The sequence below is a fragment of the Telluria sp. ZT3P26 genome, from assembly GCF_059686035.1.
Window position 1 is genome coordinate 491,462 of record NZ_JCASII010000002.1, and the last position, 26,688, is coordinate 518,149.

At 65.4% G+C, this 26,688-nt stretch carries 30 protein-coding genes; 20 read left to right on the top strand and 10 right to left on the bottom strand.

Annotation, left to right across the window (positions count from 1 at the left end; all coding sequences use genetic code 11):
- Positions 1–108 precede the first annotated feature (108 nt).
- The 4 genes from mscL to AC56LN_RS10005 are packed head-to-tail and all read left to right on the top strand — an operon-like array spanning position 109 to position 2,795.
- A complete protein-coding gene (mscL, locus tag AC56LN_RS09990) occupies positions 109–522 on the top strand; it encodes a large conductance mechanosensitive channel protein MscL (protein ID WP_183554587.1) in 414 nt (137 codons plus the stop codon).
- Entirely contained in the window at positions 519–1,730 is a 1,212-nt protein-coding gene (locus AC56LN_RS09995; protein ID WP_499571383.1) for a trypsin-like peptidase domain-containing protein, read from the top strand. Before mscL ends, AC56LN_RS09995 begins: the two co-directional genes overlap by 4 nt.
- A 28-nt stretch (positions 1,731–1,758) precedes the next feature.
- Positions 1,759–2,445, top strand: coding sequence for a DUF2461 domain-containing protein (locus AC56LN_RS10000; protein WP_332531913.1), 687 nt, complete (start codon positions 1,759–1,761; stop codon positions 2,443–2,445).
- Between the two features lie 11 nt (positions 2,446–2,456).
- Positions 2,457–2,795, top strand: coding sequence for a cupin domain-containing protein (locus AC56LN_RS10005; RefSeq protein ID WP_499571385.1), 339 nt, complete (start codon positions 2,457–2,459; stop codon positions 2,793–2,795).
- A 154-nt stretch (positions 2,796–2,949) separates the two neighbouring features.
- On the opposite strand, the gene AC56LN_RS10010 is transcribed toward AC56LN_RS10005, so the two are convergent.
- The 5 genes from AC56LN_RS10010 to AC56LN_RS10030 all read right to left on the bottom strand — a co-directional run bounded on the left by AC56LN_RS10010 (position 2,950) and on the right by AC56LN_RS10030 (position 5,881).
- The gene (locus tag AC56LN_RS10010) at positions 2,950–3,978 is read right to left on the bottom strand and encodes an NAD(P)H-dependent glycerol-3-phosphate dehydrogenase (RefSeq protein WP_499571386.1); all 1,029 of its coding nucleotides are present in this window, start codon (positions 3,976–3,978) and stop codon (positions 2,950–2,952) included.
- Positions 3,979–3,995: 17 nt separating this feature from the next.
- Positions 3,996–4,457 (bottom strand): SH3 domain-containing protein, encoded by a 462-nt coding sequence (locus AC56LN_RS10015; protein ID WP_499571388.1) that lies wholly within the window; start codon positions 4,455–4,457, stop codon positions 3,996–3,998.
- Positions 4,458–4,545: 88 nt separating this feature from the next.
- Positions 4,546–5,004 (bottom strand): protein-export chaperone SecB, encoded by a 459-nt coding sequence (gene secB, locus AC56LN_RS10020; protein ID WP_183554579.1) that lies wholly within the window; start codon positions 5,002–5,004, stop codon positions 4,546–4,548.
- 170 nt (positions 5,005–5,174) lie between these two features.
- Positions 5,175–5,438, bottom strand: coding sequence for a glutaredoxin 3 (grxC, locus tag AC56LN_RS10025; RefSeq protein WP_183554577.1), 264 nt, complete (start codon positions 5,436–5,438; stop codon positions 5,175–5,177).
- A 41-nt stretch (positions 5,439–5,479) separates the two neighbouring features.
- Complete coding sequence (locus tag AC56LN_RS10030) at positions 5,480–5,881, bottom strand: rhodanese-like domain-containing protein (RefSeq protein WP_183554575.1); 402 nt, start codon at positions 5,879–5,881, stop codon at positions 5,480–5,482.
- Positions 5,882–5,970: 89 nt separating this feature from the next.
- On the opposite strand from AC56LN_RS10030, the gene gpmA reads away from it, so the two are divergent.
- The 16 genes from gpmA to AC56LN_RS10110 all read left to right on the top strand — a co-directional run bounded on the left by gpmA (position 5,971) and on the right by AC56LN_RS10110 (position 21,998).
- A complete protein-coding gene (gpmA, locus tag AC56LN_RS10035) occupies positions 5,971–6,717 on the top strand; it encodes a 2,3-diphosphoglycerate-dependent phosphoglycerate mutase (RefSeq protein WP_482896885.1) in 747 nt (248 codons plus the stop codon).
- Between the two features lie 19 nt (positions 6,718–6,736).
- Positions 6,737–8,221 carry a murein hydrolase activator EnvC family protein gene (locus tag AC56LN_RS10040; protein ID WP_499571607.1) on the top strand — a complete coding sequence of 495 codons (1,485 nt, stop codon included), beginning with the start codon at positions 6,737–6,739 and terminating at the stop codon, positions 8,219–8,221.
- Between the two features lie 18 nt (positions 8,222–8,239).
- A complete protein-coding gene (locus tag AC56LN_RS10045; RefSeq protein ID WP_499571390.1) occupies positions 8,240–9,718 on the top strand; it encodes a S41 family peptidase in 1,479 nt (492 codons plus the stop codon).
- 120 nt (positions 9,719–9,838) lie between these two features.
- Complete coding sequence (locus AC56LN_RS10050; RefSeq protein ID WP_499571392.1) at positions 9,839–10,615, top strand: HesA/MoeB/ThiF family protein; 777 nt, start codon at positions 9,839–9,841, stop codon at positions 10,613–10,615.
- A gap of 140 nt (positions 10,616–10,755) precedes the next feature.
- Positions 10,756–11,211 carry a type II secretion system major pseudopilin GspG gene (gene gspG / locus AC56LN_RS10055; RefSeq protein ID WP_183554567.1) on the top strand — a complete coding sequence of 152 codons (456 nt, stop codon included), beginning with the start codon at positions 10,756–10,758 and terminating at the stop codon, positions 11,209–11,211.
- Between the two features lie 9 nt (positions 11,212–11,220).
- The gene (gene gspH, locus AC56LN_RS10060; RefSeq protein ID WP_499571394.1) at positions 11,221–11,697 is read left to right on the top strand and encodes a type II secretion system minor pseudopilin GspH; all 477 of its coding nucleotides are present in this window, start codon (positions 11,221–11,223) and stop codon (positions 11,695–11,697) included.
- Between the two features lie 14 nt (positions 11,698–11,711).
- Positions 11,712–12,098, top strand: coding sequence for a type II secretion system minor pseudopilin GspI (gspI, locus tag AC56LN_RS10065; RefSeq protein WP_183554564.1), 387 nt, complete (start codon positions 11,712–11,714; stop codon positions 12,096–12,098).
- The gene (locus AC56LN_RS10070) at positions 12,095–12,760 is read left to right on the top strand and encodes a PulJ/GspJ family protein (protein ID WP_499571396.1); all 666 of its coding nucleotides are present in this window, start codon (positions 12,095–12,097) and stop codon (positions 12,758–12,760) included. The genes gspI and AC56LN_RS10070 overlap by 4 nt, the downstream gene beginning before the upstream one ends.
- Positions 12,760–13,731, top strand: coding sequence for a type II secretion system minor pseudopilin GspK (gene gspK, locus AC56LN_RS10075; RefSeq protein WP_482896890.1), 972 nt, complete (start codon positions 12,760–12,762; stop codon positions 13,729–13,731). Before AC56LN_RS10070 ends, gspK begins: the two co-directional genes overlap by 1 nt.
- Before the next feature lie 17 nt (positions 13,732–13,748).
- Positions 13,749–14,966 carry a type II secretion system protein GspL gene (gene gspL, locus AC56LN_RS10080; protein ID WP_499571398.1) on the top strand — a complete coding sequence of 406 codons (1,218 nt, stop codon included), beginning with the start codon at positions 13,749–13,751 and terminating at the stop codon, positions 14,964–14,966.
- Entirely contained in the window at positions 14,963–15,481 is a 519-nt protein-coding gene (locus tag AC56LN_RS10085) for a type II secretion system protein M (RefSeq protein WP_499571400.1), read from the top strand. Before gspL ends, AC56LN_RS10085 begins: the two co-directional genes overlap by 4 nt.
- Positions 15,478–16,251, top strand: a complete 774-nt coding sequence (gene gspN / locus AC56LN_RS10090) for a type II secretion system protein N (protein WP_499571402.1) — start codon at positions 15,478–15,480, stop codon at positions 16,249–16,251. The genes AC56LN_RS10085 and gspN overlap by 4 nt, the downstream gene beginning before the upstream one ends.
- Positions 16,251–18,662, top strand: coding sequence for a type II secretion system secretin GspD (gene gspD / locus AC56LN_RS10095; protein ID WP_499571404.1), 2,412 nt, complete (start codon positions 16,251–16,253; stop codon positions 18,660–18,662). The genes gspN and gspD overlap by 1 nt, the downstream gene beginning before the upstream one ends.
- A gap of 4 nt (positions 18,663–18,666) precedes the next feature.
- The gene (gspE, locus tag AC56LN_RS10100) at positions 18,667–20,088 is read left to right on the top strand and encodes a type II secretion system ATPase GspE (protein ID WP_482896893.1); all 1,422 of its coding nucleotides are present in this window, start codon (positions 18,667–18,669) and stop codon (positions 20,086–20,088) included.
- A gap of 3 nt (positions 20,089–20,091) precedes the next feature.
- Positions 20,092–21,312: a type II secretion system inner membrane protein GspF gene (gspF, locus tag AC56LN_RS10105; RefSeq protein ID WP_499571406.1), complete on the top strand. Its 1,221-nt coding sequence runs from the start codon at positions 20,092–20,094 to the stop codon at positions 21,310–21,312.
- A gap of 44 nt (positions 21,313–21,356) precedes the next feature.
- Complete coding sequence (locus AC56LN_RS10110) at positions 21,357–21,998, top strand: hypothetical protein (protein ID WP_499571409.1); 642 nt, start codon at positions 21,357–21,359, stop codon at positions 21,996–21,998.
- A 53-nt stretch (positions 21,999–22,051) separates the two neighbouring features.
- On the opposite strand, the gene AC56LN_RS10115 is transcribed toward AC56LN_RS10110, so the two are convergent.
- The 5 genes from AC56LN_RS10115 to AC56LN_RS10135 all read right to left on the bottom strand — a co-directional run bounded on the left by AC56LN_RS10115 (position 22,052) and on the right by AC56LN_RS10135 (position 26,651).
- A complete protein-coding gene (locus AC56LN_RS10115) occupies positions 22,052–22,783 on the bottom strand; it encodes a helix-turn-helix domain-containing protein (RefSeq protein WP_343025599.1) in 732 nt (243 codons plus the stop codon).
- A 148-nt stretch (positions 22,784–22,931) separates the two neighbouring features.
- A complete protein-coding gene (locus AC56LN_RS10120; protein WP_482896897.1) occupies positions 22,932–23,135 on the bottom strand; it encodes a hypothetical protein in 204 nt (67 codons plus the stop codon).
- A 20-nt stretch (positions 23,136–23,155) separates the two neighbouring features.
- On the bottom strand, positions 23,156–24,493 hold the full coding sequence (gene hslU, locus AC56LN_RS10125) for an ATP-dependent protease ATPase subunit HslU (RefSeq protein WP_499571411.1): 1,338 nt from the start codon (positions 24,491–24,493) through the stop codon (positions 23,156–23,158).
- Positions 24,494–24,506: 13 nt separating this feature from the next.
- On the bottom strand, positions 24,507–25,043 hold the full coding sequence (gene hslV / locus AC56LN_RS10130; RefSeq protein ID WP_482896899.1) for an ATP-dependent protease subunit HslV: 537 nt from the start codon (positions 25,041–25,043) through the stop codon (positions 24,507–24,509).
- A 348-nt stretch (positions 25,044–25,391) separates the two neighbouring features.
- A complete protein-coding gene (locus tag AC56LN_RS10135) occupies positions 25,392–26,651 on the bottom strand; it encodes an STAS domain-containing protein (RefSeq protein ID WP_499571413.1) in 1,260 nt (419 codons plus the stop codon).
- Positions 26,652–26,688: the final 37 nt, after the last annotated feature.

Genomic DNA, 26,688 nt, shown 5'->3' on the forward strand with positions numbered 1-26,688 from the left:
TGCAAAAATGGTCTTTTCCACCACACCAGCGCCTCGGTTGACGCCGCCGCCGAAAGGCATCGGTTATCATGCGACTACTTATTTCAACAACAATGAGAGGGGTTAATCATGGCAATGATGGACGAATTCAAGAAGTTTGCGATGCGGGGCAATGTGATGGACCTGGCCGTCGGCGTGATCATCGGTGGGGCCTTCGGCCGCATCGTCGATTCGCTGGTCAAGGACGTCATCATGCCGCCGATCGGCGCGATGTTCGGTGGTCTTGATTTCGCCAATTATTACATCCCCCTCAATGGCCAAGGCTATAACCTACCACTTGCCGAGGCGCAAAAGGCTGGTGCCGTGCTGGCGTACGGTAATTTCTTGACGATCATGCTGAACTTTATCCTGCTTGCATTTGTCATCTTCCAGATGGTACGCCTGATGAACCGCCTGCGCGGTCCCGTCGAAGCGCCGACACCGGCCGCCACGCCGGAAGACGTGCTGCTGCTGCGCGAGATCCGGGACGCCCTCAAAAAGTGAAAGATGACATCGTCCGCGACATAAGGCCGCCCCATCCGTTGCGGCGTTTCTGGATACGTTCCTGGCTGCTGTTTGCGCAAACCGTCACGGTTGCGCTGGCCATCTGGTTTGTCGTGGCCGCGTTGCGGCCGGACTGGCTCGAATCGACGCCGGCGCCGAAGCAAGTGCAGGTGGGCACTCCGGGCAAACCGGTGCCCATGCTGCAGGCGCCACCCCGGCCCGCCACCGGCAGCTACCGCGACGCGGCCGCCAGGGCGATGTCGTCGGTGGTCAATATCTACACGAGCAAATCGTCGCGCGAAGCGCATCCGCTGCTGAAAGACCCGCTGTTTCGCCGCTTCTTCGGCGGCGACCGCGCGCCGCAGGCCGAGCAGCTGGCCAGCCTCGGCTCGGGCGTCATCGTCAGCAGCGACGGTTATATCGTCACCAATTTCCATGTGATCGATGGCGCCGATGCCATCGAGGTCGGCCTGGCCGATGGCCGCAAGGCGGCGGCGACGCTGGTCGGCACCGATCCGGAAACCGACCTGGCCGTGATTCGCATCAAGGAGCCCAATCTGCCGGTGATGGTGCTGGGCGATCCGGCGCAGGCGCGTGTGGGTGACGTCGTGCTGGCCATCGGCAACCCGTTCGGCGTTGGCCAGACGGTCACGATGGGCATCATTTCGGCGCTGGGGCGCAACAACCTGCACCTCAACCACGTCGAGAATTTCATCCAGACCGATGCCGCGATCAACTTCGGCAACTCGGGCGGGGCGCTGGTTGATACCAATGGCCACCTGCTGGGGATCAATTCGGCGATCTATTCGCAGAGCGGCGGTTCGGTCGGCATCGGGTTTGCCATTCCCGTCTCCACCGCCAAGAGCGTGCTGGACGCCATCGTCAAGAACGGTGAGGTGGTGCGCGGCTGGATCGGCATCGAGTCGCAGGACATCACGCCCGAGATGGCAGACAGCTTCGGTTTGTCGAAACGCAGCGGCGCCATGATTGCCGGCGTGGTGCGCGGCGGACCGGCCGGGAGCGCCGGGATTCAGCCGGGCGACATCCTGGTGGCAGTTGCTGGTAAAAAAGTGGCTGATACGAGCGAGATGCTCAAGCTGGTGGCCCAGCTCGAGCCGGGCGCATCCGTACCGATGACGATCGTGCGCCAGGGGCGCGAAACGACGATCGCCGTCAAGATCGGCCGCCGCCCACGTCAGACGCCCTGAACTTCTTGAATTTTATTTTCGGACCCACATGCACCTGCGCGACCTGACGCAATACCTGAACGAACTTACCGAAAGCAATAACCGCCCGTGGTTCATCATGAACAAGCCGCGCTACGATATCCTGCGCGAAGAATTCCAGGAGGTCGTCACTGAGCTGATCCGGGCCATCACGGCCTTCGACAAGCAGGTCGCGGCCTGCAACCCGAAGAAGGCGATGTTCCGCATCAACCGCGACATCCGCTTTTCAAAGAACAAGACGCCGTACAAGACCCGCTTCTCGGCCGGCATTACGCCGAACGACAAGCGCCGGCCCAGTGCCGGCGGTGGCTCGACCTATTATTTCCAGATCGATGCCAGCGGCAAACTCGGTTTTGGCGTCGGCGAATACCTGCCGCCGCCGCCGCGCCTGAAGGCCATTCGCGAGCACGTGGTCAACGATGCGACGGGTTTTGGCAAAATGTTGAAGAATAAGCATCTCCGCGCCACCTATGGTGACCTCCTGGACGAGGACAAGTTGCAGCGTCCACCAAAGGGTTTCGATGCGGATCATCCGCATGTCGAATACCTGAAGCTGAAAAGCTTCTTCGTGTGGACCGAAGTCGATCTGGCGCTCAATGCGCCGGAAAAACTGGTGCCGCAACTGGCGCAGGGATTCAAGGATGCGTTTGCGCTGGTCACCTGGCTGCGCAGCGTTCCAGAACAACACGACGAATAGAGGAGGGCGACATGGCCTTGCATCACGCTACATCCGGCGAGAAAATCGCATTGCAACGCGGCGATAACGATATCGCCCATTTCACCTCGGTGGCCCTGGTCAAGACCGAGCATATGGAACTGATCCGGCTGGTACTGCCGGTGGAACGCCCCATCCCCGAGCACCGTGTCGATGGCGAAGTGACGGTGCTGTGCCTCGAAGGCGAGATCGCCGTCGATGCGCACGGTGCGACGACATCGCTGCAGCCGAACGAGATGGTGTACCTGAGTGGCGGTGTGCCGCACACGATCCGCGCCGTGAAGGACGCGGTGGCGCTCATGACGATCCTGATCGGTAGACCAGCCGAATAAATTTCACGGTCGCGGTATGTGATCTGAATTGGGTTCCCGCCTTCGCGGGAACGACGTTGAAGAAGGTGGCCGAATACGACGCGCAACGACTTCGATCACGTCCGGTAGTACGTCGTTCCCGCGGAGGCGGGAACCCAAGTTCGTCATTCAGCCGCTACGCGACTTCAATCCTCGGATCGCGCGCCAGCAAACCCGCCGCCGTCTGCGCGGCATCCACCCCATCAAACAGCACGCCCGCCACCGCCTCGGTGATCGGCATGTCCACGCCCAGCTTGTGCGCCAGCTCGCGCACGGCCTTTGCACATGGCACGCCTTCGGCCACATGGCCCAGCTCGGCCACGATGGTCGTCAGCGCCTTGCCTTCGGCCAGCGCCAGGCCCACGCGCCGGTTGCGCGACAAGTCGCCCGTACACGTCAGGATCAGGTCGCCCATGCCACTGAGGCCCATGAACGTGCCCGGTTGCGCGCCCAGCGCCAGGCCCAGGCGGGTGATTTCGGCCAGCCCGCGCGTGATCAGCGCGGCGCGGGCATTCAACCCCAGGCCCAGGCCGTCCGACGTGCCAGTGGCAATGGCCATCACGTTCTTGACCGCGCCACCGACTTCCACGCCGACCAGGTCGTCGCACGAATAGACGCGCAGGTTGTCGCCATGCGCCAGTGCGACGACGCGTTCGCGCAAGGCGCGCGAGCTCGACGCGACAGTCAGCGCGCACGGCAGGCCGCGCGCCACTTCCTGGGCGAACGACGGCCCGGACAGCGCCGCGCCCGGCACCGCGTCGCCCAGCACCTGTGCAACCACCTGGTGCGGCAGCAGGGCGGTGCCGGCCTCGAAGCCCTTGCACAGCCAGACCACATTCGGAATCGAGCGGCCGCGCAATTGTTCGAGCAGGGGCCGCAGGCCGGCCACCGGGCACGCTAGGATCAACAGGGGCGTCTCGTCCGGCGCGCTCGTCGCGACGTGGGCCAGTGCGGCGTCGAAGTCGGCGCTCACGCGCAGGGCGCCCGGCAGTGGATGACCCGGCAGGTAGGCACGGTTGTCGCGCGCGGCGGCGATGTCCTGCATCTGTTGGGGATTGCGGCCCCACAGCAGCACGTCGTGGCGCGCCGCCAGGGCGATGGCCACGGCAGTGCCCCAGGCGCCGGCGCCGAGGACTGTGATTTTGGTGAGCTTATTCTGTTGCATGAAACTCCTGCAGAGGATTACAGGCCCCAGACATCCGAGACCTTGATGTAGCCGTCGATGCCGTCGCGGTGGACCACGCGCGCCCAGACGACGGCAGCCGGATCGCGCAGTACCAGCACGACACCTTTGTCCGCCGTCATCAGGACAGCCGAGCGTTCATCGGGACTGGCATGCACGCGTGCGCCAGGTGTGCTGACCAGCACAGTGCGCGGCGCATTCAGGCCCTTGGCCTGGGTCCAGGCGGTGTCGCCGTTCATGTCGCGCACCTTGACCCACTCGCCATAGGTGAGCAGGATCTGCAGCGGCATGCCGGGCGGCGCGATATACAGTTTGTTGCCCTTGGCCGATGGCGTCGCGTACAAAATCGCGGGGGTAGTGCCGACCGTCTTGAAATCGAAGGCGAATGCGCTCGGGGCAACCAGCAATGCGGCGCATGAGGCAATCAATGGGAAGCCGGCAAGACGGCGTGCGGAAAACATGGCGGGCCTGGATGGTGGGTGAAACCGGGACGCCGGGCATCTGGCACGAACGCGGCGCGATGCCGCGTTCGTCGGGTACGACTGCTGCTTAGTTCGACGGCGCTGCTGCGGCTTCGGCCATGGCCTGGGCGCGCTGCTGGTAGAAGGCTTCGAAGTTGATCTCGGCCAGGTGCACTGGCGGGAAGCCGGCACGGCTGATCACGTCGGCGATGTTCGCGCGCAGGTATGGATAGATGATGTTCGGGCAGCCGATGCCCAGCAGTGGATCCATCTGGTCAGCCGGGATGTTACGGGCTTCGAAGATGCCAGCCTGCTTGCCTTCGACCAGGAACGCAACCTTGTCCTTGACCTTGGCGGTGACGGTGATCGTCACGGTCGACTCGTAGATGCCTTCGGCGATGCTTTCAGCACCCACGTCGAGCGACACTTCGATCGCTGGTGCTTCTTGCTCCAGGAAGATCGATGGCGAGTTCGGTTGCTCCAGCGACATGTCTTTCAGGTAGACGCGTTGGATTTGGAATACTGGTTGCAGAGTTTCGTCGGACATGGAACGCTTTCTAATAATAGTGGGAAGTGGCGGGCCACTCCGGTTGCCTGGTCGAGCGCGACGTCGTGAACGGGCCGTCGGATCGAACACGACGGCAATTGTAGCAAAATCAACTTGCTTGCAATAGCAGTCTTGCCGCCGACGGCCGCGCTACGCAGTGCGCCTACAGCTTACTCGCCCTTGAGCAGCGGGTCCAGGCGGCCTGCCTGGTCGAGCGCATACAATTCGTCGAAACCGCCGACGTGGGTATCGCCAATATAGATCTGCGGAACGGTGCGGCGACCGGTGCGCTGCATCATGACCTGGCGTTGCTCGGGATCCAGGTCGACCCGGATGCCTTCGATCTCGGTGACACCCTTGGCTTCGAGCAGGCGCTCGGCGCGCACGCAGTAAGGGCAAGATGCGGTGTGGTACAAAACGACGTGAGCTGCCATGATGAATCCTTTCGTGTGCCCGATCGAGTCGATGGGGCGGTTTATTTGGTGAGCGGCAAGCCTGCAGCCTTCCAGGCCGCCAGGCCGCCTTCCAGGCTGTGGACGTCCTCGAAACCGGCCGCCTGCAACTGGCGCGCCGCCTTGTCGCTGCGTGCGCCGGTCTGGCAGACCATGACGACAGTCCGGTTTTTCGACTTGTCCAGTTCGCCAATGCGAGCCCCCAAGTCTGCCAGCGGGATGTGTTTCGCGTCGCGCAGGTGACCAGCGGCGAATTCCTCGCTGCTGCGCACGTCGACAATCGTCGTCTTGCCGCGGTTGATCATCTGCGTCAGCTGCAGCGGCGATGCGCGTTTTCCGCGCGGCGCCAGGGCTGGCCACAACAGCGCGCCGCCAGCGAGAACGGCGATCGCCACGAGGAAAATGTTATCGATAATGAATTTCACAAGGGTTCCGATTGGTTGAACTGAATCGGGGCATTATAAAATAGATGCTGGACCGGACATCAACCAGAAATTTTGCGAAAAGAGCTTTCATGTACAAAATCGTATTCATGCGCCATGGCGAATCCACCTGGAACCTGGAAAACCGCTTCACCGGCTGGGTCGACGTCGACCTGACTGCCAAGGGTGTGGCCGAGGCAAAGGCCGCTGGCCGCGCGCTCAAGGAAGCCGGTTTCACCTTCGACCTGACCTACACGTCGGTACTCAAGCGCGCGATCCGCACGCTGTGGCTGGCACTGGACGAGATGGATGCGATGTACCTGCCGGTCAAGAACGACTGGCGCCTGAACGAGCGTCACTACGGCGCGCTGCAGGGTCTCGACAAGGGTGAGACGGCCGCCAAGTTCGGCGACGAGCAGGTGCTGGTCTGGCGCCGCAGCTACGACACGCCGCCGCCGGCGCTCGAACAGGACGATCCGCGCACGTCGTTCAATGACCCGCGCTACGCCAGCCTGGACCAATCGCAGATTCCGCTGACCGAATGCCTGAAAGACACCGTGGCGCGCGTGATGCCAGCCTGGAACGACGAGATCGCCCCGGCAATCCGCGCCGGCAAGAACATCCTGATTTCGGCACACGGCAACAGCCTGCGCGCCATCATCAAGATGCTCGACAACATCAGCGACGCCGATATCGTGGGCCTGAACATCCCGAACGGCCAGCCGCTCGTGTACGAACTCGACGCCGACCTCAAGCCGATCAGGCACTACTACCTGGGTGACCAGGCGGCAATTGCCGCCGCCATGGCCGCGGTCGCAAACCAAGGGAAGGCGAAGTAATCTTTTGCGTTTGCCAACCATGAAGGACGCCGGCAGCAAGCTGTTGTGCACACTGCTGGCGGTCGCGCTGTCCGGCGCGTTCGCGTCGGACGCGTGGGCGCAGCGCCAGACCGAGCGCAGCCGCCAGAAAGCGGTGGCCGAGAAGCAGCGCGCCGGCATCCAGCAAAAACTGGCGGCCATCAAGCGCGACATCAACCAGACCGAAAGCGCCAAGGAAGACGCGGCCGACACGCTGGCCGAGTCCGAGGCCGCCATTTCCGACGCCAACCGCGCGCTGCGCGACCTGGCCGAAGAACAGGATACGACGGCAACCCGCCTGCAAGCGCTGGCCACCCAGCAAGCGCAGCTGGCGCAGACCATCGGCGCCCAGCAACAGCAGCTGGCCAGGCTGCTGCGCGAGCACTATGTGGCTGGCAACGAAGACCGCATCAAGCTGCTGCTGTCGGGGGACAACCCGAACCGCATCAGCCGCGACCTGCAACTGATGGCCTACGTGTCGCAGGCCCAGGCGCGCCTGCTCGATTCGGTGCGCAGCAACCTGGCGCAGGTCGAAGTCAACCGCGACAAGGTTGAAAACGCCCAGCAGGAGCTGGAAGAAATCGCCCAGGAGCAGCTTGATCAGAAAGCCATGCTCGAGAAAGAAAAGGCGCGCCGCGCGGCGCTGCTGGGCACGCTGTCGAGCAAGCTGGCCGACCAGCGCAAACAGGCCGACCGCCTGAAGGGCGACGAAGAGCGCATGTCCGGCCTCGTCGACCGGCTGGCGCGCCTGATCCGCGAACAGGCCGAAGCCGAGCGCAAGCGCCAGGTGGCAGCTGCGGCTGCGGCCGCCGCGAAGGCCAAAGCCAAGGCCGAGGCCGATGAAAAAGCCCGCGTGCTGGCGCAGGCGCGTGCCAAGGCAGCGGCCGAACGGCGCGCCGAGCGCGAGCGGGAACGCGAACGCATCGCGCGCCAGAATGCGAACGCCAAGCCGGGCGTCAAGCCGGAGCCGCTGCCGGCGCCGCTTCCCGAGCCGGTCAAGGAAGCGCCGGTCGTGGCTGAACAGCCGCGGCCAGCGCCAACCCGGCCCGAACCGGCGCCCGAGGTTGCGCTGGGCCCTGCGGCACCGTCCGGCTCGTTCACGGCGCTCAAGGGCCGCATGAACAGCCCGATCAATGGCAGCGTCGTGGCCCGTTTCGGCACCCGCCGCGGCGATGGCCCGAACTGGAAAGGCACCTTCTTCAAGGCGCCCGAAGGCACGGAAGTGCGCGCCGTGGCCCCGGGCCGCGTCGTGCATGCCGACTGGATGCGTGGCTTCGGCAACCTGATCATCATCGATCATGGCGGCGAGTACCTGTCGATCTATGGCTACAACCAGGCGCTGCTCAAACGCCCCGGCGATACCGTGCGCGCAGGCGAAGCGGTGGCCAGTGCCGGCAACACCGGTGGCAACGAAGAATCGGGGCTATACTTTGAACTCAGGCGTAACGGCAAGGCGTTCGACCCGGCAGGCTGGGTCCGGTTCTAAGGTCACCACAGGGTACACATGGGCATGAAAGCAAAGGGGTTCGGGCTGGTTGGCGTAGGGATGGTATTGGGCGTGGCGGCATCGTTCCAGTTGTCCGCCCATGCACAAAAAACCGGCACGGCCACGTCGCTGCCGCTGGACGAACTGCGCCAGCTGGCCGATGTGTATGGCCTGATCAAGACCGATTACGTCGAGCCGGTCGAAGACCGGAAACTGCTGACCGAAGCCATCGGCGGCATGGTGGCGTCGCTCGACCCGCACTCCGTGTACCTCGACCAGAAAGCGTTTCGCGACATGCGCGAAGCGGTGCAGGGCAAGTTCGTCGGCGTGGGTGTCGAAATTTCGAACGAAGACGGCTACATCAAGGTTGTCTCGCCGATCGAAGACACGCCCGCGTTCAGGGCCGGCATCAAGTCGGGCGACCTGATCACCCGGATCGACAATGTTCCGGTGCGCAATATGTCGTCCGACGACGCCATCAAGCGCATGCGCGGCAAGGTCGGCAGCAAGGTCACGCTCACTATCGCCCGGCCCGGCGATGACAAGCCATGGGTCGTGCCACTGGACCGCCGCGAAATCAAGGTCGTCAGCGTCAAGGCCAAGGTGATCGAGCCCGGCTACGCCTGGCTGCGCATCAGCCAGTTCCAGGAAAACACCCTCGACGAGCTGGCCAAAAAGACCAGGGAACTGTACGCCGAACAACCGGACATCAAGGGCCTGGTGCTGGACCTGCGCAACGATCCGGGCGGCCTGCTGCCGGGCGCCATCGGCGTCACGGCGGCGTTCCTGCCCCAGGCTGACCAGGTGATCGTCAGTACCAAGGGCCAATTGCCGGACTCGAACCAGTCGTTCTACGGCCGGCGCGAATTCTATGCCCAGCGTGGCGATCCGCTGGCCGGGTTGCCGGCCGGGCTCAAGACCGTGCCGATGGTGGTGCTGGTCAATGGCGGCTCGGCATCGGCTTCGGAAATCGTCGCCGGCGCGCTGCAGGATTACCAGCGCGCGATCGTGATGGGCAGCCGCACGTTCGGCAAGGGCTCGGTGCAGACGCTGCGCCAGCTGTCGCCCGACACGGCGATCAAGCTGACCACGGCGCGCTATTACACGCCGAAAGGGCGGCCGATCCAGGCCACCGGCGTGCAGCCCGACCTGCGCGTGGACGAAACGGCTGACGGCGACCTGCTCAACGCGCTGCGCGTGCGCGAGTCGGACCTGCAGCGTCATCTGGTGGCGGAAGGCGAGCAGCCTGCTGGTGCCGGCAAGGACCAAACAGCAAGCCTGGCCCAGCAACAGCGCGCGCTGGCGCTGCTGAAAGACCGCAAGCCGCTCGAATTCGGCAGCAAGGACGATTTCCAGCTGGCCCAGGCCATCAACCACTTCAAGGGCCTGAAGGTGGTGCTGGCCAAAGGCGAGCCGGTCGAAGACAAGCCGGCACCGGCGCCATTGCCGGGCGCAGAGAACAAGCCGCCCGAGCTGCATGCGCCAGCCAAAAAGTGATTGTGGTGGTACTTGGGTTCCCGCCTGCGCGGGAACGACGTGCGCAGAGTTACCCCGATTAACCACCGTCGTTCCCGCGCAGGCGGGAACCCAAGCTCGCAGCATCCCCGCGGTTTCCCCATGAACGACAACCAACTCCTGCGCTACTCGCGCCACATCCTGCTCGACGACATCGGCATCGAAGGCCAGCAGCGCCTGCTGGACGCGCACGTCGTCATCATCGGCGCCGGTGGCCTGGGTTCGCCCGCGGCGCTGTACCTGGCCTCCGGCGGCGTTGGTCACATCACGCTGATCGACGACGACACCGTCGACCTGACCAACCTGCAGCGCCAGGTCATGCACACGACCGGCCGTGTCGGCGAGCCGAAAGTCGAGTCCGGCCGCGCCGCCCTGCTGGCCATCAACCCCGAGATCGAGGTCACCGCCCTGCGCGAACGCGCCGGCCCCGAGCGCCTGCTGGAACTCGCGCGCGCCGCCACGGTCGTACTTGATTGCAGCGACAACTTCGCCACCCGCCACGCCGTCAACCGCGCCTGCGTGGCGGCCGGCACGCCGCTCGTGTCCGGCGCCGTGATCCGCTTCGACGGCCAGCTGGCCGTATTCGACGCGCGCCGCCCGGCCGCGCCGTGCTACGCCTGCCTGTTCCCCGAAGACAGTGGCTTCGAGGACGTGGCGTGCAGCACCATGGGCGTGTTCGCGCCGCTGGTCGGCGTGGTCGGCGCAGTCCAGGCTGCCGAAGCCATGAAACTCATCATGGGCATCGGCGAAGCGCTGGTCGGTCGCCTCTTGATGCTCGATGGCAAGTATATGGAATGGACCGCCATCGGCGTGGCGCGCAACCCGGCGTGTCCCGTGTGCGCGGCGCGCCATGGTGAGAGCGGCAACACTGTTGATTAGCAGTGTCTTAACGGCCGGCGCGAAACGTGGTGTGTGGATGAACGTGACATACAATTGCGTACTTTTCACCGGTACGCTTGTCATATTTCGGGCTTATACTGTGCCGGTTCCATCGATTCCCTTGTCATCACACAGAGCTTATGAATTTTCAACGTACTCAGCGCAACACGCGCAGCACAGGTCGTGCACGCGGTTTTACCCTGGTCGAGATCATGGTTGTCGTGGTCATCATCGGCATTCTTGGCGCGCTGGTCGTGCCCAAGCTGCTGGGCCGTACAGGTGAATCGCGCGTCACGGCTGCCAAGGTCGACATCGCCACGATGATGCAGGCGCTCAAGCTCTACAAGCTCGACAACCAGCGCTATCCGACCACCGAGCAGGGCCTGGTCGCACTGACCACCAAGCCGACCTCGGGCCCGTCGGCCAATGGCTGGAAAGAAGGTGGCTACATCGAGAAGCTGCCAAAAGACCCATGGGGCAACGCTTACCAATACCTGTCGCCGGGCGTCAAGGGCGAGGTCGATGTGTTCTCGTACGGCGCCGACGGGCAGCCGGGCGGCACTGGCGAAGACACCGACGTCGGTTCCTGGGACTAAGTCATCGCCATGCCGGCCATGCGCGCAGCGCGCACACGCGGCTTCACCCTGGTGGAGCTGCTGGTCGTGATGGTCATCATCGGCCTCACGCTGGGCATGGCCACGCTCAACGCCATCCCGAGTCCGCGCCAGGACCTCGATAAAGAAGCGCAGCGCCTGGCGCTGCTGCTGCAACTGGCACGCGATGAAGCGATCGTGCGCAACCGCCTGGTCGCGTTCGAGGCCAATGGCGAGCGCTACCGCTTCATGGTGCGCGGCGATGCCGGCTGGGAGCCGGTCACGCGCGACGACCTGCTGCGCGAGCGTGAATTCAAGAATTCACCCCTGCAACTGATCCTGGAACCCGTCGGCACCGGCAACCCCGACATGCTGCGCATCACGTTCGGCCGCGAGCCGGTCGACCGCCCGTTCGTGCTGACGATGGCCAAGGGTGCCAACACGGTCGCGATCCGCGCCGATGGCGTCGGCCACTTCACTGTCGAATGACATCCCCCGCCACCATGCGCCCAGTTTCCCGCCCTGCCGCCGGTTTCACGCTGCTCGAAGTGCTGGTGGCGCTCGTCATCGTCGGCACCGCGCTGGCCGCCGGCCTGCGCGCAGTGGGCAGCCTGACCTCCAACAGCCAGGGTTTGCGCGCGTCGATGATGGCGACCTGGTCGGCCGAGAACCGGCTGGTGCAGATCCGCCTGGGGCGCGAGTTCCCCGAAGTGGGCAAGCGCAGCTTCCCGTGCCCGCAAGGCGGCCTGAACCTGATGTGCGAAGAAGAAGTCCTGACCAGTCCGAACCCGCTATTGCGCAGGATCGAAGTCTCGGTGTTCGACGTCGATAAACCCGGTCGCCGCATTGTCAAACTGATCCAACTGGTTCTGAGGCCTTCCCCGGTATGACGCGGATCCCGAGCAGCAGGCGGCGCCCTGCAGGCTTTACCCTGGTCGAGCTGCTGGTGGCCATCGCCATCCTCGCCATGGTGGCCGTGCTCGGCTGGCGCGGCCTGGACGGCATCGTCCGCGCGCGCGTGGCGCTCACTGCCGACATGGAAACCACGCGCGGCATGCAGCTCGCCTTTGCCCAGATGGAAAACGATTGCGAGCACGCGGCCGGCAACGACATCATGGCCGGGCGTCCCGCGCTGCTGTGGGATGCCGACCGCCTGATCCTCGTGCGCAAGGTGTTTGTCGAGAACGAGCCGTCGCGCCTGCAGGTGGTCAGCTACCGCGTCGTCGCGGGCCAGCTGGTGCGGCGCGAGTCGCCCGGCACGCGTGACCTGATCCAGATCGAGCAATTGTGGCAGGCCATCGCATCCGATGCGGCGGCCGACAACTCGCCGTCCGTCGTGCTGCAGGTGGGCGTGGTCGGCATGCAGGTGCAGGGCTGGCAGAACAATGCCTGGCGCAACGAACCCACGGCCGTGGGTGGCGGGACAGTGGATCCTACGATTACAGACTCTTCCGCCAAAAATGCGCAGGATCCGACCGGCGTGCAGGTGGCGCTGACCGTGCAGGGCCTGGCCCAGCCGATGGTCAAGGCATTCCTGCTGGGAGGCACCTGATGCATCGCCACCTCACACGCCAGCGCGGCGTTGCCGTCGTCACCGCCATGCTGCTGACCACGCTGGCCATTTCGATTGTTGCCAGCCTGTTCTGGCAGCAGCAGGTGCAGGTGCGCTCGATGGAAAACCAGCGTCTGCAGTCGCAGACCAAGTGGATCCAGCGCGGCGCGCTCGACTGGGCCAGCGTGATTTTGCGCGTCAATAACAATAGCAACTACACATCGCTTGATCAGGTCTGGGCCACGCCGCTGGCCGAAACCCGGCTCGACCAGTACATCGAGCGTGAGCGGATCCAGGGCGAAAACTTCGATGCGTCGCTGTCGGGGCAGGTTCTGGACGCCACGGCGCGTTACAATCTGAACAATCTGGCCAAGGGCGGCACGCCCGACAAGGCAGAGATCGAAGTCATGCGCAGGCTGCTGACCAATCTGCGCCTCGAAGCGCGGCTGGCGCAGCCGATTGCCGAGTTCGTTGCTGCCGGTCAGCCTCTGGTCGCCGAGCCGCCGCTAGAAGGCGTGCCCCCGGTGCCCCAGAAACCGCGCACCGGGGCGCCGATGCGGCTGGAGCGGGTCGACGATTTATTGATGGTGCCAGGTCTCAAGCCCGAAGCGGTCGAGCGGCTGCGTCCGTTTGTCATCGTGCTGCCGGCGTCGAATACGGATGTCAATGTGAATACTGCCGCGCCTGAGGTACTGGCTGCTGTGCTGCCGGGAAGTTCGATGGCCGAAGCGAATTCGATCGTCGCGCAACGCCAGCGGGTGCCGTGGGCTGACGTGGGTATCTTCAAGGCGTCGTTGCCGAATATGCCGGCCGAAAGCCAGCCGAAGATCACCGTCAAAAGCACGTATTTCCTGGTCCAGAGCCGGATCCGGCTCGACCGCGCCGCATTGGATGCCGAATCGCTGGTGCGAGTCGGCGGCAATCTGGTCAATTCCGGTAGTGTGAACGTGATCTGGACCCGCCAGAACTGAGAAGAAAGCGAGACAGTTTGAGTACTCTTTATATCCGGCATCCGGCACGCAGCCAGGGCGAAGGCGCCCTGTGCCGCTTTGCGCTGGTCGGCGACAACGGCGCCATCGGCCAGCAGGGCGAGGGCGTGCTGCGCAATCTGGGCGACGTCGTTGCCGCCAGCCGGCGCGTGGTGCTGGTGCTGGCCGCCAGCGACGTCACGCTGCTGTCCGTGCAGGCCCCGCCGCTGGCCGGCGCCCGCCTGCGCGCGGCGCTGCCGGCGCTCGTCGAAGAACATATCCTGGGCGATCCGCTCGATTGCGTGCTGGTAGCCGGCCCGGTGCAGCCGGATGGCCGCCGGCCGGTGGCCGTGGTGCAGCAGGCCTGGATCGAGCCGCTCGTGCGGGCACTGCTCGCACTCGGGGCGCGCCAGATCGCCGCTGTCCCTGAGCAATTATGCCTGCCGCTGCACCCGGGCAGCGTCAGCGCCGCCGTCGGCAATGGCGAGCTGATCCTGCGCCAGAGCCAGTACGACGGCATGGGCCTGGCGCTTGACGGCAGCCCCGTGATGGCGCTGCAGACGGCGCGCGCGCTGTCGGGCGATGCGCCGCTGGTGCTGTACGTCGAGCGTGATCAGCTGGGTGAATACAATGCGCTGGTGGCCGAAGCCGGTCCCGGTATCACGCTGGAAAGCGATGACTGGGCGCACTGGATCGCCGGCGCGAAGGGCAGCACCGGCCCCGTGCTCGACCTGGTGCCGGGCCTGGGCACGGCCGGCGTCGCCCAGCGCGACTGGCGCCGCTGGCGCTGGCCGATCCGCCTGGCGCTGGCCGCCGTGGCGATCAACCTGATCGGCCTGAATGTCGAGTGGCTGGGCCTGAAGCGCGAAGCCGATGCCGTGCGCCTGCAGATGAGTCAAACGTTCCGCTCGGTGTACCCGAACCAGCCGGCCATCGATCCGGTCGCGCAAATGCGCCAGAACATCGACCGCGCCAAGGCCGGCAGCGGCCAGGTCGCAGGCAACGAATTCAACTGGATGGCCGCCGCCTTCGGCGAAGCGACACGCACACTGGGCGTGCCGCCTGCGATTGCATCAATCGATTACCGCGAACGGACCCTCACCGTGCGCGTCAAACCAGAGTCCACCAACCCCGGCATGGCCGACCAGCTCCGGTCGTCCCTGGCGTCACGTAACCTCAGCCTGGAGTCGCCCGACGCGACCACCTGGCTGATCCGCAGTACAGGAGCCAAGCCATGAGCGCCATCGGCAAACTGAGCGGCCTGCGCGAACGCGTGGGCGGCTACTGGATCGCGCGCACTGCGCAAGAACGCAAGTTCCTGCTCGTCGGCGGCGGCGTGGTGGCACTGGCGCTGCTGTACCTGGTGCTGCTCGAGCCAGCGCTCACCGGCCGCGAACAATTGCGCCGCGCGCTGCCCGAGCTGCGCCAGCAAGCCGCGCAGCTCGATGCGCTGGCGGCCGAAGCGCGCGCTGTCGCAGCCCAGCCGGCGCCGGCCGTCGCACCTGTCACGCGCGAGGCGCTGGCGGCCAGCATGACGGCCAGCGGCCTGAATCCCGCCTCGCTGTCGGTCAGTGGCGAATACACCAAGGTGCAACTCAATGGCGTCTCGTTCGCCAACCTGATGGCCTGGCTCGACGCGCAACGTCGCGACAGCCGCCTGCTGGTGCAGGATGCGCAATTTACCGCCAAGGATGCCCTTGGCCAGGTCGATGCCACGCTCACGCTGCGTCATAGCATCGAGCCGGCTGCATGAGGCGGGCGCTGACGTGGGGCCTGCTGGTGGCGCTGGCCGTGGTGGCAACGGTGCTGGCCTTCCTGCCGGCGGCCTGGCTTGGCCCCATGGTCGAACGCCAGACCGGCGGTCGATTGACGCTGGGGGATGCGCAGGGTACGCTTTGGCGCGGCTCGGCCTTTATCGGCGGCGCGCCAGGGCAGGGCGGTGCAGTCACGCCATTGCTGCCAGGCCGTTTTGCCTGGACCCTGTCGCCGCTGGTGGTGCTGGGCAACGTGAACATGACGCTCGAGAATCCGCAGGCGCTGGCCAATCCGGTGCGCGTGCAGGGCAGCTGGTCGCAGTGGCAGGTCAATGCCGGCGAACTCCTGCTGCCAGCCGAGGGGCTGGCCGGCCTGGGCGCGCCGCTCAATACGCTGGCGCCCACCGGCCGCATCCGGCTTTCCTGGAATACGCTTGACCTGCTGCGCCAGCAAAATATCGTGACGCTGCAGGGTCGCACCACGCTGTCGATGAGCGACATGGGTTCGCGCATGTCGCCCATCAAGCCGCTGGGCAGCTACGAAATGATCATGGACTGGCGCGGACCGCAGGCCGATCTGACGCTGCGTACCGTGCGCGGCGCCCTGCTGCTGACCGGCGCAGGGACATTGCAGAACGGCCGCCTGCGCTTTGCAGGCCAGGCAGCGGCCGCCGATGGCTATGAAGACACTCTGGGAACCATGTTGAATCTGCTGGGACAGCGCCGGATGGTGAACGGCAAAAACGTAATCGCACTCGAGTTCAGATAATGAAGAAAACAGACCACACCACCTTCGCGCACCTCGAACTTCCGGCCCTGCGCCGTCTTGCCGCCGGCGCCATGCTGTGCTGCGCCGCCTCCGCCGTCACGACCCTGGCGCTGCCATTGTCGGCCTCCGCGCAAGAGACTGCGAACGCCGCAGCGCTCAGCTTCGTGAACGCCGACATCGAATCGGTGATCAAGGCGATCGGCCACTACACCGGCATGACCTTCATCATCGACCCGCGCGTGAAAGGCACGCTGACGCTGGTGTCCGAAAAGTCGCTCAGCAAGAGCGAAGCTTTCGGCCTGCTGACGTCGACCCTGCGCCTGCAGGGCTTCGCGGTGGTCACCAGCGGCGACGGTTACGCCAAGGTGGTGCCCGAGGCCGAAGCCAAGCTGCAATCCTCGCCCACGCAAGTGGGCGGCGTGCGCTCGAGCAAGGCCACTGGCGACCAGATCGCCACGCAGGTGTTCTACCTGTCGTACGAATCGGCCGCCAACCTCACGGCCGTGCTGCGGCCGCTGATTTCGCCGAACAACTCGATCATGGCCAACCCGGGCAACAACACCCTGGTCGTGACCGATTACGCCGACAACCTGCGCCGCCTGGCACGCATCATCGCCGCGCTCGACGCGCCGGTGGCAGCCGATCTCGACGTGATCCCGATCCGCAACGCCATCGCCAGCGATATCGCGCAACTCGTCACGCGCCTGATGGAACCGGCCGCCGGCGGCGATTCGGGCCGTGTCACGGTGCTGGCCGATCCGCGCACCAACGCGGTCATCGTGCGCGCGCCGTCGCAGGCCCGCGCCAACCTGGCCAAGAGCCTGATCGCGCGTCTGGATCAAGAAAGCTCCAGCCGCGGCAATATCCACGTCGTCTACCTGAAAAACGCCGACGCCAGCCGCGTCGCGCAAACGCTGCGCGCCGTCGTCTCGCAAGATGCGTCGGCCGTGCCGGTGCAGCAGCAGGGCACGTCGGGCAGCTCGATCACGTCCGGCACCGGCAGCGGGCAGGGCGGCAGCGGCGCCGGCGGCCTGGGCGGCCAGCAAGGCCAGCAGAGCAGCACAGGCATGGGCGGCACCGGCAACACGTTCGGCCAGCAAAGCCAGCTGACTGCCAATGCGGGCGGCGCCGGCGGTGGCCAGGGTTCCGGCTTCATCCAGGCCGATGCCTCCACTAACAGCCTGATCATCACCGCGCCGGACGCCGTCTACCGCAACCTGCGCTCGGTCATCGACCAGCTCGACGTGCGCCGCGCCCAGGTCTATATCGAAGCGCTGGTGGTCGAAGTCACGTCCAACAAGGCGTCCGAATTCGGCGTGCAGTGGGTCGGCGCGACGGGCGACTCCGACAGCAAGTACCGCTTCGGCGGCTTGCAGAACTACACGGGCGGCGGCTCGAGCAGCAGCATCGTCAACCTGGCGCTGGCCGCCAGCCAGGGCACCAGCGCCACGACCACGCCAAGCGTGCCGTCCGGCCTGACCTTCGGCCTGTTCCGCCAGATCGGTGGCGAGCTGGGCCTGGGCGCCGTGGCCCGCGCACTGGAAAACGATGGCAACGCCAACATCCTGTCGACGCCAAACCTGATCACGCTCGACAACGAACTGGCCACCATCAAGGTGGGCCAGAACGTGCCGATCATCACCGGTTCGTACACCACGTCGGGCAATAACAGCGGCAACCCGTTCCAGACCGTCGAACGGCAGGACGTCGGCCTGCTGCTCAAGGTGCGTCCGCAAATCTCGGAAGGCGGCACCATCAAGATGGCCATCTACCACGAGAATTCGAGCGTCGATGCGTCCACCCGCAACCTGGCGTCGGGTCTGACGACCAATGTGCGCGCCATCGAAAGCAATGTGCTGGCCGACGATGGCCAGATCATCGTGCTGGGCGGCCTGATCGAAGATACCGAGGGCGACGGCGAAGAAAAAGTGCGCGGCCTGGGCGACATCCCGGTGCTGGGCAACCTGTTCAAGTACCGCACCCGCACGCGCAACAAGACCAACCTGATGGTGTTCCTGCGTCCGGTCGTGGTGCGCAGCAAGGATGCGTCGAACTCGATCGCGATGGACCGCTACGAATTCATGCGCGCCGCCGGTGCCGCCGGCCGCCCAGAGGCTTCGCCGCTGCTGCGCGACCTGGGCGCGCCGCTGCTGCCGCCGCTGGTCAGTGGTCAGCCGCCGGCAGGTGGCAGCATGGCCACCGTGCCGGTCCAGGCGCCGCCACCGGCCAACGCCGCGCCGGGCGCCTCGAACGATGGCGCGGCCAATCGCCCGGGCGCCTCGCGTTCGAGCCCGGCGAATCCGGCGACCAATGCGGCAGGCGCAGTACCGGGCGCAGCATCTGGCACAGTATCTGGCGCCGCCGTGCCAGCCTCGCAATTTCGCCCGGTGACGCCACCGAACCGGGAGTAATCAGATGACCAATCTCTTGCCCTACGCGTTCGCCCGTGACCACGTCGTCCTGGCGCGCGGCACTGGCGAGCCGGGCCAGAGCGTCGAAGTGCTGGTCTCCAGTGCAACCGCGCCGGCTGCCATCGCCGAGGTGTCGCGCCGCTTCGGCCGCATCCAGCTGCGCCGCATGGACAAGGACGAGCTCGACACCGTCATCGCCGGCGCGTATGCGGGCGGTGGCAACGACGCATCGCAGGTCGTCGACGAGTTCGATGCCGACCTCGACCTGACCAAGCTGCTGCAGGATGTCCCGGCGATCGAAGACCTGCTCGAATCGTCCGACGACGCGCCCGTGATCCGCATGATCAATGCGCTGCTGACGCAATCGCTGCGCGAAGGCGCATCCGATATCCACATCGAGCCGTTCGAGCAGACGTCGGTCGTGCGCTTTCGCATCGACGGCGCGCTGCGCGATATCGTGCGGCCCAAAAAGGCCATCCACGCGTCGCTGATCTCGCGTATCAAGATCATGTCGCAGCTCGACATCGCCGAAAAACGCCTGCCGCAGGATGGCCGCATCACGCTGCGCGTGGGTGGCAAACCGGTCGACGTGCGCGTCTCGACGCTGCCGACCGGTCACGGCGAACGTGCCGTGCTGCGTCTGCTCGACAAAGAGGCAGGGCGCCTCGACCTGTCGCACCTGGGCATGGCCAGCGACCTGCTGCCGCAGTTCGATCGCCTGATCAACCAGCCGCACGGCATCGTGCTGGTCACGGGCCCGACCGGCTCGGGCAAGACGACGACGCTGTACGCGGCGCTGTCGCGCCTGAATGCGGCCACCGCCAACATCATGACGGTCGAAGACCCGATCGAGTACGACCTGAACGGCGTCGGCCAGACCCAGGTCAATGCGCGCATCGACATGACGTTCGCAAAAGCGCTGCGCGCCATCCTGCGGCAAGATCCTGACATCATCATGATCGGCGAGATCCGCGACCTGGAAACGGCGCAGATTGCCGTCCAGGCATCGCTGACGGGTCACCTGGTGCTGGCCACGCTGCACACCAACGATGCGGCCTCGGCTGTAACACGCCTGCTCGACATGGGTATCGAACCGTTCCTGCTGTCGTCGTCGCTGCTGGGCGTGATGGCCCAGCGCCTCGTGCGCAAACTCTGCTCGCAGTGCAAGACCTTCGATGGCACCACCTGGCAAGCGGTCGGTTGCGAGCGCTGCGGCCATACTGGCTACCACGGCCGCGTCGGCGTCTACGAGCTGCTCGAGACCACCGACCAGATCCGCGCCCAGATCCACAACCGCGCGTCCGAAGCCGACATCCGCGTCGCGGCGCTGGGCGTGGGCATGAAGACCATGCGCGAAGACGGCGAACGCTGGCTGCTCGACGGCACCACCACACGGGCCGAAATCGTGCGCGTGACCAAGGACTAACCGATGCCGGCATTTCGTTACGAGGCGGTCGACAACGCGGGCGCCACGCGCAAGGGCGTGGTCAACGCCGACAGTCCGCGCGCCGCGCGTGCCGACCTGCGCATGCAGGGCCTGACGCCGCTGAGCGTCGAAGCCATCGCGGCCCAGCTCGACGCCGCCGGCGTGGCACGCTCGCGCGGCATCGGCGAGCGCCTGTCGCAAAACGAACTGGCGCTGTTTACGCGCCAGCTGGCCAGCCTGCTGGAAGCCGGCCTGCCGCTCGAACAAGCCTTTACCGCGCTGCTCGAACAGGCCGAGCGCCCGTACGTGCGCGACCTGGTCGCGTCGATCCGCGCCGAAGTCATCGGCGGTTCGGCCTTCTCCACCGCCCTGACGCACCATCCGCGCGACTTCGCCGAGATTTACCGCGCGCTGGTCGGCTCGGGCGAGCAGATCGGTCAACTGTCGCGCGTGCTCTCGCGCCTGGCCGACTACATCGAGCGCCGCAACGCGCTCGTGCAGAAGGTGCGCCTGGCGTTCACGTATCCGGCGATCGTCACCGTCGTCGCATTCGCGATCGTGATTTTCCTGCTTACCTATGTGGTGCCGCAGATCGTCTCGGTGTTCGCTAACACCAAGCAGAAGCTGCCATTTCTCACCGTCGTCATGCTGGCCGTGTCCGACTTCGTGCGCGCGTATGGCATCTATGTCGGCATCCTGATTGCCGGCGCGTTCTGGCTGTGGCGGCGCGCGCTGCGCAATCCGGTGCTCAAGCGCCGCTGGCATACGTGGCTGCTGACCGCGCCCATCTACGGCAAGTTCGAACGCAGCCTGAACACCGCGCGCTTTGCCAGCACGCTGGCGATCACCACCGGCTCGGGCGTGCCGATCCTGCGCGCGCTCGACACCAGCCGCGAGACGCTGTCGAACGTGGCGATGGCCGAACTGGTCGAGCAGGCCACGGCCAGCGTGCGCGAAGGCGTGAGCCTGGCACGCGCGCTGTCGGCGCAAAAGCTGTTTCCACCGATGCTCGTGCACATGATCCGCGCCGGCGAAATCACCGGCGAATTGCCGGCCATGCTGGAGCGCGCTGCCAATTCGCAGCAGGCCGATCTGGAGCGCCGCACGCTCACCATCGCCGGCCTGCTTGAACCGGTGCTGATTCTGGCGATGGGCCTGGTCGTGCTGCTGATCGTGCTGGCCGTCCTGATGCCGATCATCGAAATCAACCAGCTGGTGCAATAAGACAATCGCGCAGCGATGCCAATGACCCGGATGCGAAAGACACCATGAACAAGCGTTTGCCCCTTCTTTTGACCCTGCTGGCCCTGCTCGTACTGGCCGCATCGGGCGCCTATTGGATCCTGCAGCTGTACAAGCCCGAGCAGCGTCCGCTGGCCGCAGCGCCAATCGCGACCCAGCCGGCACCGAGCCCGGACGCCGCGGCCACGCTGTTCGGCGGACAGCCCACGGTGGCAATTTCCAGCTTCCAGCTGACCGGTGTGGTCTCGGCCGGCGTCAACAGCGCGGTGATCCTGGTGGCCGACGGGTCAACGCCGAAAGCGGTGCGCATTGGCCGCGAGATCGCGCCCGGCGTGGTGGTGGCCGAAGTGCATCGGCGTTATGTGATGTTGTCGGATAATGGCGTCATGAAGCGCGTCGAACTGGCGCCCGATGCCGGTCAGACGAGTGCGATCAGCCAGCCGGTGCCGCGCCCGATGCCGCCACAGCCGGTGATGGAACCGCAAATGGCGCCAGGCGTGGTCAGCGCGCCGCCGATGATGCAGAGCGCACCACCGGATGGCAATCCGCAAGGGATGCAGGGCCAGCCGCGCGATCCGCCGCCGGAGCAGGACAATCCGGGCCAGCAAGGCCAGCCGCAGATGCCACAGAACGCGCAGCCGATGAATGGCGAGCGGCCGGTGATGTAAGCGTTGGCGGGTCGGCAGCGTGGCCGGGAGTCAGCCGCCGCAGCAGACGCCGCTTAGCGCCGCAACGCCGTAAACGCCGCCAGTTCCCACGACCTGAAGCCCAGCAGCAGCGTATGCCCCTTGCGCTCGTCGGCCGGCAGGCGCCGGTCGTTGCGGTGCAGCCGTGCCAGTTCCGCCGCCAATTGGTCGATCTTCAGCGACAGTTCCAGCGCACTGGCCGGCGACAGCCGCGCCGGCAGGCACAGCAGCGCCTCGCCGGCACCATCGAAGCGGCCCGAGAAGTAATCGCTCACGACGTTCTCGCGGAAGAAATGCTGCACCGGGCCATCCGGCAGCCAGCGGAATGCATTCGACACCCGCAGCAGATAACGGTTCAGCGGTTTCAGTTCGATCAGGCCCAGCCGGTCGAGTTCGGCGAGCAGCGTGATGCACTCGGCCTCGGTCAGATCGTACGTTTCGATGATCTGCTCGATGCTCCAGTGACCCAGGCAACAGATCGCCATCAACAGCAGGCGCGGGTTGGCAACGATCGAGCGCTCCTGCGTCAGGCTCAGCGCATCGAGCTGGGGCCGCGCCTCGATCGCCCCGCGCAGCAGGTCTTCCAGGCCGATGCCGGTGGCCTGGCAAATTTCCGCCAGGCGCGACAGCGCCATATCCTTTTGCCCGAACATGCGCTTGACGCTCGATTCGCTCACGCCAATGCGCTCGGACAGCGTTTTATACGTGATGCCGGCGGCGCGCAAGCGCATGCGCAGCGCGTCGAGGATCAGATCGGGAGAACTCATGGACAATCCAGTGAAGATGACAACGGCTGACTGTAACGTCGAATCACGGTGTGGACAAGGCGCGTACGCCGGAATGGTGCCGCTGGCCCAAAAAAACGGACACCGAGGTGTCCGCAAAGAGTGTCAGCACAGCGTGCCCGGGGCCGGTTCAGTCGTCGTCACCGGCCACCAGCCTGATCTTTTTGAGCGCCTGCTTGGCGGCAGTGCGCTCGCTCGAGAGCGGCTTGGCATGCGGGCCGGCCGCGCGCGCCTTGGCCAGCGCGGCGATGGGATTACGCGGCTTGCCCGCCTGCTGCGACGGTTCGATCCGCAATCGCATTTTTTGCCGCGTCGCCAATGCCTTGTTTGCCATGCCGGCCTCCTGCAAGAAAATTACAGCACGTAGCGCGACAGGTCTTCGTTGACCGCCAGCGCGTCGAGCCGATCGTTGACAAAAGCCGCGTCGATGCGCACCACCTGGTCTTTTTCCGACCCTGCCGTGAACGAGATTTCCTCGAGCAGCTTTTCCATCACCGTGTACAGGCGGCGCGCGCCGATGTTCTCGGTGCGCTCGTTGACCGAGAACGCGATCTCCGCCAGGCGATGGATGCCTTCGTCCAGGAACTCGACCTGCACGCCCTCGGTGGCCAGCAGCGCCTGGTATTGCTTGGTCAGGCTCGCGTGGGTGGAGGTCAGGATGCTCTTGAAATCCTCGATGGACAGCGATTCGAGTTCGACGCGGATCGGGAAGCGGCCCTGCAGCTCGGGAATCAGGTCCGACGGCTTGGCCAGGTGGAATGCGCCCGACGCGATGAACAGGATGTGGTCGGTCTTGATCATGCCGTACTTGGTGTTGACCGTCGTGCCCTCGACCAGCGGCAGCAAATCGCGCTGTACGCCGGCGCGCGAAACGTCGGCGCCGCCGTGTTCGGAGCGGGTGGCTATCTTGTCGATCTCGTCCAGGAACACGATGCCGTTCTGCTCGACGTTGGTGATGGCCTTTTGCTTGAGCTCGTCTTCGTTGAGGAGCTTGCCGGCTTCTTCGTCGATCAGGATCTTCATGGCTTCCTGAATCTTGAGCTTGCGCGGCTTCTTGCGGGCACTGTTGGCGCCGGCGAACATCGACTTGATCTGCTCGGTCATTTCTTCCATGCCCGGCGGCGCCATGATGTCCATCTGCGGCGCGGCATCGGATACCTCGATTTCGATTTCGCGGTCGTCGAGCGCCCCTTCACGCAGGCGCTTGCGGAAGGTCTGGCGCGTGGCGTCGCCTTCCTTGCTGTCCGGCGTATTGGCCGTGTTGAAGCCGAAGTCGCGCGCCGGCGGCACCAGGATGTCGATGATGCGGTCTTCGGCCGCGTCTTCGGCGCGCTGGCGCACTTTCTTCGCTTCGCTGGCGCGGGTCTGCTTGATGCCGATGTCGATCAGGTCGCGGATGATGGTGTCGACGTCGCGCCCGACATAGCCGACCTCGGTGAACTTGGTCGCCTCGATCTTGATGAACGGCGCATCGGCCAGCTTGGCGAGGCGGCGCGCGATCTCGGTCTTGCCGACGCCCGTCGGGCCGATCATCAGGATGTTCTTCGGCGTGATTTCATAGCGCAGCGACTCGTCGACCTGCTGGCGGCGCCAGCGGTTACGCAGCGCGATCGCGACGGCCTTCTTGGCCTTGCCCTGGCCGACGACGTGCTTGTCCAGCTCGGAGACGATTTCGGGTGGGGTCATGTTCATGAAGCTGTTCATATCAATCCAGGGTCTCGATGATGTGGGACATGTTCGTGTAGATGCACAGCTCGCCCGCGATGGTCAGCGCCTTCTTGACCACTTCGGCAGGCGGCATGTCGGTGTTCTCGTACAGGGCCTTGGCGGCCGACTGCGCATAGATGCCGCCGGAGCCGATCGCGCCGATGCCATCTTCCGGCTCGAGCACGTCGCCATTGCCCGTGATGATCAGGGTGGATTCGCGGTCGGCCACGAGCAGCATGGCTTCCAGACGGCGCAGCACGCGGTCGGTGCGCCAGTCCTTGGCCAGCTCGACCGAGGCGCGCAGCAGGTTGCCCTGGTGCTTTTCAAGTTTGCCCTCGAAGCGATCGAGCAGCGTGAAGGCGTCAGCGGTGCCGCCGGCGAAACCGCACAGGACCTTGCCCTGATACAGCTTGCGCACCTTGCGCGCCGAGCCCTTCATGACGACGTTACCAAGCGTGACCTGCCCATCGCCGCCAAGCGCGACCTGATTGCCGCGGCGTACGCTGACGATGGTTGTACCGTGAAATTGTTCCATTTTTACCTCGTGATTGTCTGGCTACCAGCAGGTGGGGACCGTGCGCAGGATTGCAAGATTATCCGAACGGGAAATCCGGATGCGCCACCAAAGCCGGGGTCAGGTCTGACATTTGGACACGACCTCAGCCACAGCCGTGCCACAGCCGGGGTCAGGTCTGACATTCGGACACGACCTCAGCCACAGCCACTTCCAGCAGTGCCTTGGCCACTAGTCGCATGCTCCGGTGTCAGCTCGTTCCTGCAGCCCAACTGTCGAGATCGTGTCCGAATGTCAGACCTGACCCCCGCTTTTCAGTTGAGGTCGTGTCCGAATGTCAGACCTGACCCCGGCTTTTGGGGGGGAGCGTCAGTAGCGGTGCGGATATAGACGTATGCCTTCGCCGGCGCCGAGCAGGCGCAGGAGGGCGGCTGCGAGGTGGTTCAGTTCGCGCAGCTCGACTGTGCGGCCTGAGGCGGCCTGTGCATCGAGCCGCGCCAGCAGGCTGCCGGCGCCGGTGTAGTCGATGCGCGACAGCCGTGAGCAGTCGAGCACGAGGGTGTCGCGCTCTGCGGCGTAGGCTTCGATGGCCGCCAGCAGCGCCGGGTCCAGGCTGGTGATCACGGCTGGCAACATGAAGCGGTCGCCGTGGCTCGGGGCCGGTGCGGCGGTCGAGACGTGCCGGGGTGCTTCGAACGAAGGCGGCGAGACCTCGTAGGTGACGCAGTAATCCATCGCCGCTTCTTCGAAATCTTTTTCGCGATTGGTCAGCAGCAGCAGCTCGAGCAGCAGCAGCCACGGCGCCGGGCTGGCCCCGCGCTTGCCGATGACGAGCATCGGGCGCAGCGTCGTGATCAGGGTGTCGGCGCCGGCCAGCACCAGGCCGCGGTCGCTCGCGCGCAGCGTCTGCAGGGCGGCCAGCAGGCAGTCAGCGCCATCGGCGTCGATGCTGCGCACCTTGCCGAAATCGAGCCGCACATTCGGCGCCTGCGCCTCGAGCACGCGGCGCAGGCGGGGCGCGACCGAGGCATCGAGCAGCGTGTCGAAGGTTTCGACGGCGGCTACGCCCTGCGCCGGCTGGCTGGCGACCGAGGCGGGCGCGAGCGGCTTCCAGGTGGGCGGCGAGGTTTCGAAGTGGCTGGCGTAATCGATGGCGATGCTCTCGAACGCTTCTTCGCGGCCGTCGGCCTGGTACAGGTCGAACAGCATCCACCATGGCAGGCGTTCGTGGCGGCCCAGCGTCGCGAGCGATTCGCGCAGCAATTGTTCGGCAGCGGCGCTCTGGCCGTTGGCGTACAGGATGGCACTTTCGTCGACCGCCGGGGCGCTGGCGGGCGCGGCGGCCTGGTCGGGGATGTCGTCGGGATCGGGCGCGGCGGCCACCGTGACGCCGTTGGCAGGGCGGCGGCCACTGTCCCAGGCGGGCTCGTCGTCGAACATGTCGGACGCGAATTCGAGTTCGATTTCGTCGATCTTGGCGGCGGTGGCGCGGGCGATTTCACGCTGGCGCTCGCGCTCGGCATCAGACGCCAGGCGTGACGGTTCGCCGCGCAGGCGCGACTCGGGTGGCGGCCAGCCGGGCGCGGCCACCGCATCGTTCTTTTTCTTCAGAAAGGAAAAAAGCCCCATGCTCACCGTTGTCTCGATAACGTGTCCACCATGACCT